The following is a 7,690-nucleotide window of genomic DNA, read 5'->3' as shown; positions in this document are numbered from 1 at the left end:
GGAGACCGAGCAGGGTTGCGGCGATGGTAGAGAGTGTGATTTTTTTGGCGTTCATTTTTCGCTTTCTCGAATAAGAAAAATAATTCCTGAAGAAATCGGATTGCAGACTTCCTCTATTTATTCGAAATAGCAATTGCCGTGCCTTGTTTTTGTTGTTGGTTTTTTGTTAATTAATTCAATGGCTTGCGTTTGATTGTTCGTATATGTTCGGAGGGCTTTGATAATTTTGTAAAAACCCCCGATTTGAGCTACCTGAATTGAAATTTGTGATTTCCATAACGGTTCGGCTTAATGCCGGGTTATGTGTTTAGGTTTTTTGGGTGCTGATTGTCTTTTGCTCTTAATCGGCGAGTGCAGGGTCAAGCATTTGTTCGGGATTGTTGCGGAGTGTTTCGCGGTGGCAGGTGTGTTCCGTTTGCCTCATGCCATGGGCGCCGCGAGCGTCGGCTGGTGGTGGCCATGGCGCCTCGCGCCAATACGCGGGCATGTCGAGCATTTTTACAGCGCCGCTGACGGGCGTAAAAAAGCCGGCCTCGTGGGGCCGGCTGTGGGGCTGGGCTGCCGGGTTGCGGCTTAGCGGAACACCACCGTCTTGTTGCCATGCACCAGCACCCGGTCTTCGAGGTGGTAGCGCAGGCCGCGGGCGAGCACGGCCTTTTCGATGTCCTTGCCGTAGCGGACCATGTCTTCCACCGAATCCGAGTGGTCGATGCGGATCACGTCCTGCTCGATGATCGGGCCCTGGTCGAGCTCGCTGGTGACGTAATGGCAGGTGGCACCGATCAGCTTGACGCCGCGCTGGTAGGCCTGGTGATAGGGCCGGGCGCCAACGAAGCTGGGCAGGAAGCTGTGGTGGATGTTGATGATCTTGCCCGGGTTGGCCGCGCACAGCTCGGGCGACAGGATCTGCATGTAGCGGGCCAGCACCATCGTGTCACCGCCCACCTCGTCGAAGATACGCTGGACTTCGGCGTAGGCGCGGGCCTTGTTGTCGGGCGTCACCGGCACATGGTGGAAGGGGATGCCGTGCCACTCGACGAAGCCCCGGAAGGTGTCGTGGTTGGAGATGATGCACGGGATCTCGATGTCGAGCTCCTTCGACTGCCAGCGGGCGAGCAGATCGTAGAGGCAGTGCTCCTGCTTCGACACCAGCACGACGACGCGCTTCTTGACTGCCGAATCGGTGATCTTCCAGTCCATCTGCAGCTCTTCGGCGATCGGCGCGAAGCGCTCGCGGAACTCGGTGAGCATGAAGGGCAGCGAATCGGCGCGGATCTCGATGCGCATGAAGTAGCGGTCGGCCTGGCTGGCGTCGTCGGTGCGTTCGGAGTGAAGCGCGGTTTCGAGGATCCAGCCCTTGTGTTCGGCGATGAAGCCCGAAACCTTGGCGACGATCCCGGAGCGGTCCGGGCAGGAGGCGGAGAGGGTGTAGAAGCGTTCGCGGTGCATGGCGGGGGCCGCCGGCCGCGGGGCCGGGCGGCGCAAAAGGAGGGGTCAGATGCGGGCGGAGGCGGCGCGGATCTGGGCCATCAGGCCGCTGTATTCGCGTTCGACCGGGAACTGGGGAAACTCGGCGATGACGTTGTCCGGCGCGCGGAACAGGATGCCGGCGTGGGCTTCCTTGAGCATCGCGGTGTCGTTGTAGGAGTCGCCGGCGGCGATGACCTTGAAGTTGATCTCCTTGAAGCGCTGGACGGCTTCCTTCTTCTGGTTGGCCATGCGCAGGTGGTAGTTCACCAGGAAGCCTTCGGCGTTGGCCTCGAGCTTGTGGCAGAACAGGGTGGGCATGCCGAGTTGCTGCATCAGCGGCATCGCGAACTCGTAGAAGGTGTCGGACAGGATGATGACCTGGAAATCCTGGCGCAGGGCGTCCAGGAAATCCTTGGCGCCGGGCTCGGGGCCCATCTCGGAGATCACCTTCTGGATGTCGGGCAGGCCCAGCTTGTGCTGTTTGAGCAGGTCGAGGCGGTACTTCATCAGCTTGTCGTAATCGGGCTCCTCGCGGGTGGTGCGACGGAGTTCGGGGATGCCGGTGCGCTCCGCGAATTCGATCCAGATTTCGGGGACGAGGACACCTTCGAGGTCGAGACAGACGAGTTGCACGGCGGAAGCTCCAGATTGCGGCGGTTGATTTTGCGAGTCTGCGATTCTAGCAAAGAGACTGGCGCGGCTTCTGCCGAATGCGTCGCGAATTGCAAGCCGCGGCGGCTAGGCCGGCGAGCAGCAGGCCCGTTTCGGCCGGCTCGGGGATGTGCTGCAGCATGGCCTGGGCGAGCAGGGCGTGGCCGGTGGCGGTGGGGTGGATGCCGTCCCAGAACAGGTATCTGGCCGGGTCGGCGCAGATGCTGCCGGAGCCGTTGAAGTTGAGGTCGTCGCCGGTGTAGCAGCGCTCGGTGACATTGCTGAGGCCGTAACTGGCCGGGTTGGCGACGACCTCGGCGAGGAAGCCCGCGGTGTCGAAGTCTAGGATGTCGAGCCCGGCCTGGCGGCGGCTGTCGATGAGGGTGGCGAGCCCGTCGTTGAGGGCGTCGGTGAGCAGCGTACCAAAGGCCACGGCCGCCTGCCCGCGTTCGCGCAGGCGCGGCACGAGGCCGATGTTGGGGGCGTTGGGTACCAGGAAGTGGCTGGCGCCAGCGGCGGCCAGGCTGTCGATGATGAGGCCCAGGTCGGCAACTGTCTGGCCCACGCTCTGCGGCGTGCCGTCGGCGCGGGGGCGGCCGGTGAGGATGTCCTGCAGGTTGTTGGCGCCGCCCCACACCACGTAGAGGGCGTCGGGGTCGAGGGCCGGGCGGGCGGCCAGCAGGGCGTCGCGCTGCTGGAGCAGGCCCAGGAAGTCGGGGATGACCGGGTTGTAGAGCTGGTTGTCGGTGCGCGCGCCACCGAAGGCGTAGTTGGTGCCGCCGTTGAGCGAGGCGACCGAGGTGAAGCCGAAGGCACCGGCGAAGGCGTCGATCCAGATCGGGCCGTTGCTGGCCCGGTTCGGGGCGTAGGCCGACGGGGTGCCCGGCGCCGCCAGGATCGGCAGCGGGACGCCGCCGTTGGCAGCCACGATGGGGGCGTAGGCGGCCTCGATGTTGCCCACGTCCGACAGGCTGTCGCCGAGCACGTAGATTTGCGAATAGCCGGCCGAGGCGGCGGCCGGCAGGGCGAGGCCGGCAGCGAGGGCGAGCCGGCGCAGGGTCTTGCTGATCGATTCGGGCATCGGAGGGCTCCTTGCATTCTCAAAATGGGTTTGAATGCGGTAAGGATACCCGAATCGGGAGCGCCGGGTGGCGTGGCTTCAGTCGGCTGGAATGGCGTCCAGGGCTTCGTGGAGTTCCAGCCAGCGCAGCTCGGCTTCGTCGATCTTGCCGGTGAGTTCGGCCTGGCGCTTGAGGAGCTTGGGTACCTCGCCGGCATCGGGGCCGGTGTAGAGGGCCGGGTCGGCGAGGCGTTCGTCGAGCTGGGCCTTTTCGGCGTTCCAGGGGCCGAGCTTCTTGTCGAGCTGGTCGAGCTCTTTTTGCAGCGGGCGGCGGGCGGCCAGGCGGGCCTGGCGGTCGGCGGCGGCGGCTTCTCGGTCGGCCTTGCGGCTGGCCTTGTCGGCGGCGCGGTCGGGGCACTGGGCGGCGGTGGCGTCGGCGGCGCGGCGCTGGGCGAGCCAGGTTTTGTAGTCGTCCAGGTCGCCGTCGAAGGGCTGCAGGCGGCCGTCGTCAACAAGCAGGAAGCGGTCGCAGGTGGCACGCAGCAGGGCGCGGTCGTGGGACACGATCACCATGCCGCCCTCGTAGTCCTGCAGCGCCAGCGTGAGGGCGTGGCGCATCTCGAGGTCGAGGTGGTTGGTGGGCTCGTCGAGGAGCAGCAGGTTGGGCTTGCCCCAGATCAGCAGCGCCAGCGCCAGGCGCGATTTCTCGCCCCCCGAAAAGGGCGCCACCGGCGCGGTGGCCATGTCGCCGTGGAAGTCGAAGCCGCCGAGGTAGTTGCGCAGATCTTGTTCGCGGGTCTGCGGGTCGAGGCGCAGCATGTGCTGCAGCGCCGATTCGTCGGGGCGCAGGCTCTCCAGGGCGTGCTGGGCGAAGTAGCCGAGCGCCAGGCCCTTGCCTTCGCGGCGCTGGCCGGCGCTGGGCTTGAGGCTGCCGGCGAGCAGCTTGATGAGCGTGGATTTGCCGGCGCCGTTGCGGCCGAGAAGGCCGATGCGCTCGCCGGGGCGGATGGTGAGCTTCATGCCCGCCAGGATCGGCTTGTCCGGGTAGCCGGCGGCGGCGTCTTCGAGCTGCAGCAGCGGGTCGGGGGCGGCGCCGCATTCGCGGAAGCTGAAGCTGAAGGGGTTGTCAATGTGGGCCGCGGCGATGGTCTCCATGCGCTCCAGGGCCTTGATGCGGCTCTGGGCCTGACGGGCCTTGGTGGCCTGGGCGCGGAAGCGGTCGACGTATTTTTGCAGGTGGGCGCGCTCGCGCTGTTGCTTCTCGAACATCGCCTGCTGCTGGGACAGGCGCTCGGCCCGCTGGCGCTCGAAGTTGGAGTAGCCGCCGGTGTAGAGGGTGAGCTGCTGGTTCTCGATGTGGGCGATCTGGTTGACCACCGCGTCCAGAAAGTCGCGGTCGTGGGAGATCAGCACCAGGGTGCCGCGGTAGTCGCCCAGCCATTGCTCCAGCCAGATCACCGCGTCGAGGTCGAGGTGGTTGGTGGGCTCGTCGAGCAGCAGCAGGTCGGAGCGGCACATCAGCGCCTGGGCGAGGTTGAGGCGCATCCGCCAGCCGCCCGAGAAATCCGCCACCGGGCGCTCCAGATCCGCCGCGCTGAAGCCCAGGCCGTCCATCAGCGCGGCGGCGCGGGCGCGGGCCGCGTAGCCGCCGATCTCCTGCAGGCGGCCGTGGAGGTGGCCGATCTCCTCGCCGTCGTGGGCGGCCTCGGCTTTCTCGAGCCCGGCCTCGACGCGGCGCAGCTCGGCGTCGCCGTCGAGCACGTACTCGATGGCCGGGCGGGGCAGGGCCGGGGTTTCCTGGGCCACGTGGGCAATCACCCATGAGGCGGGCATCTCCAGGTCGCCGGAGTCCTGGTGCAGCTCGCCGCGCAGGAGGCCGAACAGGCTGGACTTGCCACAGCCGTTGGCGCCGGTGAGGCCGACCTTCCAGCCGGGGTGGATCTGCAGGCTGGCGCCTTCGATGAGGGTCTTGACGCCACGGGCGAGGCGGAGGTTGCGGAACTGGATCACGGCGGCAGGAAAGCGGGCAGGAAATCCGGTATTGTAAGCGGTTCCTTTATGTAAGCCCTGCCGTGCCATGCGCCGAAGCCGCCTCTTTCCGCTCTCCTGCCTCGCCACCCTGATGTTTGCCCTGTCGCCCGCCGGCCCCGCCCGGGCCGATGAGGCGCCGGTGCCGGATCTGGCCCGCGCTGCGACGCTGCATTCCGACGCCTCCGCCATCCGCGAGGCGGCCACGCTGCGTTTCTCCGACGAGGAGATCGCCTGCTATGCGCGCTTCCTGGTCAACCGCTGCATCGACCAGGCCCGCGAGCGGCGGGTCGAGGCGATCCGGCGGGCGCGGGCCCTCGACACCGAGGCCGACGCGATCGAGCTGGCCGAAAAAAACCGCCGCTTCACCGAGCGCATGGATGAACAGGCCGCCAACGCGCCGCAAAAGGCCATCGAGCGCGCTGAGCTTGAGGCGAAGAACCGGGCCGACAGCGAGGCCCGCCTGCGCCAGCTGTCCGAAAAAGACGCCGACCGCGTGAAGCGCGAGCAGGACGCCAAGACCCGCGGTATGCTCGAGGCCGAGGCCCGCCACCGCCACGAGGCCGAGCAGGCCCGCCGCCGCGCCGATGAGGCCACCGCCGCCGCCCAGCGCGCCGAGCAGGCCCGCAGCGACCGCGAGGACTACGACGAGCGGGCCCGCAAGGCCGCCGAGAAAAAGGCTGAGCAGGAGAAGAAGAACGCCGCCCCCGGCGCAAAGCCGGCCGCCGACTCCCTGCTGCCGACTCGCTGATCCCCTTGCCGCGGCCTCTGGCATCACCCGGCCCCGGCGTGATGCCAGAGGCCGCGGTGCCGCCGGCTTTCGCTGTGCCTGGCCGCGCAGCGATCCAAGGCGTCTCGCGCCCGCTCAGCCCCCCGGCCGGCTGTACTCGTCGGCGATCCAGGCGCCGGCGCTCTTGGCGTTGAGCTTGAAGTCGGGGCGCACCCGCACCCGGGCGATCTCGTCGCCGAACTCGTCGAAGGCGCTGAGGTGCGCGTAGGGCTCGTATTCGTCGGGCACGATGTCGAGGCGCACCTCGATGCGGCCGGCGTCGGTGCTCACGGTGACGCGCTTGTGCAGCGTGGCGTGCAGCTGCTGCTCGTGGCGGCGCAGCACCTCGGAGGCGGTCTTGACCAGGGTGTTGAAGGCCGACGGGTCGAGGGGCTTGGGGTTCTTCTTGTCGCGGCCCATTGTCCACGGGCCCACCAGCGCGGGCTCCGATTCGCCGTCCTTCAGCATCTCCACGGCCCAGCCGTCGTCGTCCGGGTTCTTGATGACGCGGGCCGTCCAGCCGTCGTCGCGCCACAGGCGGTCTTCGGTGATGCGGGTGGGCAGGTCGTCGGCGGTTTCGTCGGGGTGCATTGCGGGGTTCGGGTGGGCCGGGGAAGGGGCGGGATTCTAGCCCATAGTCCGCCGGCGCTCAGTTTTCGGCGTGCTTCACCGTCCAGGCCAGCGCGTCTTCGAGCCGGTCGTTGCCCCAGAACAGCTCGCCGTCGGCGGTGATGAAGCTCGGCGCGCCAAACAGGCCGAGTTCGCCAGCCTTGGCGGTCTGGCGCTTGAGGGCGCGCTTGTTGTCCTCGCTGCCGGCCGCCTCGAGGAGCACGTCGGCGGGCAGCCCGAGGCCGTCGAGGATGGCCCGGATCACCTTCGGTTCGGCGATGTCCAGGTCTTCGGCAAAGTTGGCGCGCATCACGGCGCGGGCAAAGTCGCCCATCCACGCCTCGTGGGTGCCGAGCAGCGCCACCCGCGCGGCGAGCAGGCCGCTGCGCGGAAAGCGCGACGGCATCTGGAAGGGCAGGCCGTAGCCCTCGGCCAGCCGCGCCAGGTCGCGCCACATGTAGCGGCCCTTGGGCGGATAGATGTTGAAGGGCGAGTCGTTCCAGCCGAGCGACAGGAACACCGGGCCCAGCAGGAAAGGGCGCCACGCCACCTCGACGCCGGCCTCGCGGGCCAGCGGCTCGACGCGCATCACCGAAAGATAGGAGTAGGAGCTGGCGAATTCGAACCAGAACTCAAGGGTCTTGCTCATGGCGCGCTCCCTTGCGGTGGGGACGATTCAGCATAGCACCGCAAAAGATCTTCGCCGCCCGGGGGTGGCCCGGCCTGGGGGCTCAAGCAACCCCCCGGCAGCCGGTGCTTGAAGGGGCCCGCTGGGCGGGCGCCGGCTTACTTGCCGCCGAGCTTGCCCGCCAGCACCAGCAGGATCACCGCGCCCACCACCGAGCCGATGAAGCCTGCGCCCTGACCGGCCTGGTAGAGGCCCAGGGCCTGGCCGCCGTAGGTGGCCGCCAGCGAGCCGCCGATGCCGAACAGGATGGTCTTGATCCAGCCCATCGAGTCGTCGCCGGGTTTGACGAAACGGGCGACGAGGCCGACGAGAAAGCCGATGACGATGGTCGAGAGGATGCCCATGGTGTGCTCCTGCGGTGAAGGATCGGCCCTCACTGTAGCCGCCGCACCGGCCGCGGGGTGTTAATAAGTGT

At 67.5% G+C, this 7,690-nt stretch carries 8 protein-coding genes; 1 reads left to right on the top strand and 7 read right to left on the bottom strand.

Translation table 11 applies throughout. The annotated features are described in order from the left end of the window. Positions 1-573 precede the first annotated feature (573 nt). The 4 genes from purU to ZRA01_RS19490 all read right to left on the bottom strand — a co-directional run bounded on the left by purU (position 574) and on the right by ZRA01_RS19490 (position 5,191). A complete protein-coding gene (gene purU, locus ZRA01_RS19505) occupies positions 574-1,449 on the bottom strand; it encodes a formyltetrahydrofolate deformylase (RefSeq protein ID WP_141355044.1) in 876 nt (291 codons plus the stop codon). Positions 1,450-1,494: 45 nt separating this feature from the next. After that, positions 1,495-2,103: a bifunctional phosphoserine phosphatase/homoserine phosphotransferase ThrH gene (gene thrH / locus ZRA01_RS19500; RefSeq protein WP_141355043.1), complete on the bottom strand. Its 609-nt coding sequence runs from the start codon at positions 2,101-2,103 to the stop codon at positions 1,495-1,497. A gap of 46 nt (positions 2,104-2,149) precedes the next feature. Continuing rightward, positions 2,150-3,202, bottom strand: a complete 1,053-nt coding sequence (locus ZRA01_RS19495; RefSeq protein WP_141355042.1) for an SGNH/GDSL hydrolase family protein — start codon at positions 3,200-3,202, stop codon at positions 2,150-2,152. 78 nt (positions 3,203-3,280) lie between these two features. Then, a complete protein-coding gene (locus ZRA01_RS19490; protein ID WP_141355041.1) occupies positions 3,281-5,191 on the bottom strand; it encodes an ATP-binding cassette domain-containing protein in 1,911 nt (636 codons plus the stop codon). Between the two features lie 67 nt (positions 5,192-5,258). Between ZRA01_RS19490 and ZRA01_RS19485 the strand changes: the two genes are divergently transcribed. Beyond that, a complete protein-coding gene (locus ZRA01_RS19485; RefSeq protein ID WP_141355040.1) occupies positions 5,259-5,960 on the top strand; it encodes a hypothetical protein in 702 nt (233 codons plus the stop codon). A gap of 114 nt (positions 5,961-6,074) precedes the next feature. Here ZRA01_RS19485 and ZRA01_RS19480 read toward each other — a convergent pair whose 3' ends face one another. From ZRA01_RS19480 to ZRA01_RS19470, 3 genes are all read right to left on the bottom strand, one after another. Next, positions 6,075-6,569, bottom strand: coding sequence for a hypothetical protein (locus tag ZRA01_RS19480; protein ID WP_141355039.1), 495 nt, complete (start codon positions 6,567-6,569; stop codon positions 6,075-6,077). Positions 6,570-6,627: 58 nt separating this feature from the next. Further along, the gene (locus ZRA01_RS19475) at positions 6,628-7,236 is read right to left on the bottom strand and encodes a 2-hydroxychromene-2-carboxylate isomerase (RefSeq protein ID WP_141355038.1); all 609 of its coding nucleotides are present in this window, start codon (positions 7,234-7,236) and stop codon (positions 6,628-6,630) included. 137 nt (positions 7,237-7,373) lie between these two features. Continuing rightward, on the bottom strand, positions 7,374-7,619 hold the full coding sequence (locus tag ZRA01_RS19470) for a GlsB/YeaQ/YmgE family stress response membrane protein (RefSeq protein ID WP_141355037.1): 246 nt from the start codon (positions 7,617-7,619) through the stop codon (positions 7,374-7,376). Positions 7,620-7,690 lie beyond the last annotated feature (71 nt).

It is taken from the genome of Zoogloea ramigera, assembly GCF_006539865.1.
Lineage (GTDB): Bacteria > Pseudomonadota > Gammaproteobacteria > Burkholderiales > Rhodocyclaceae > Zoogloea > Zoogloea ramigera.
Note: the sequence above shows the minus strand (reverse complement) of the source record. Positions and strands in the feature narration are given on the sequence as shown.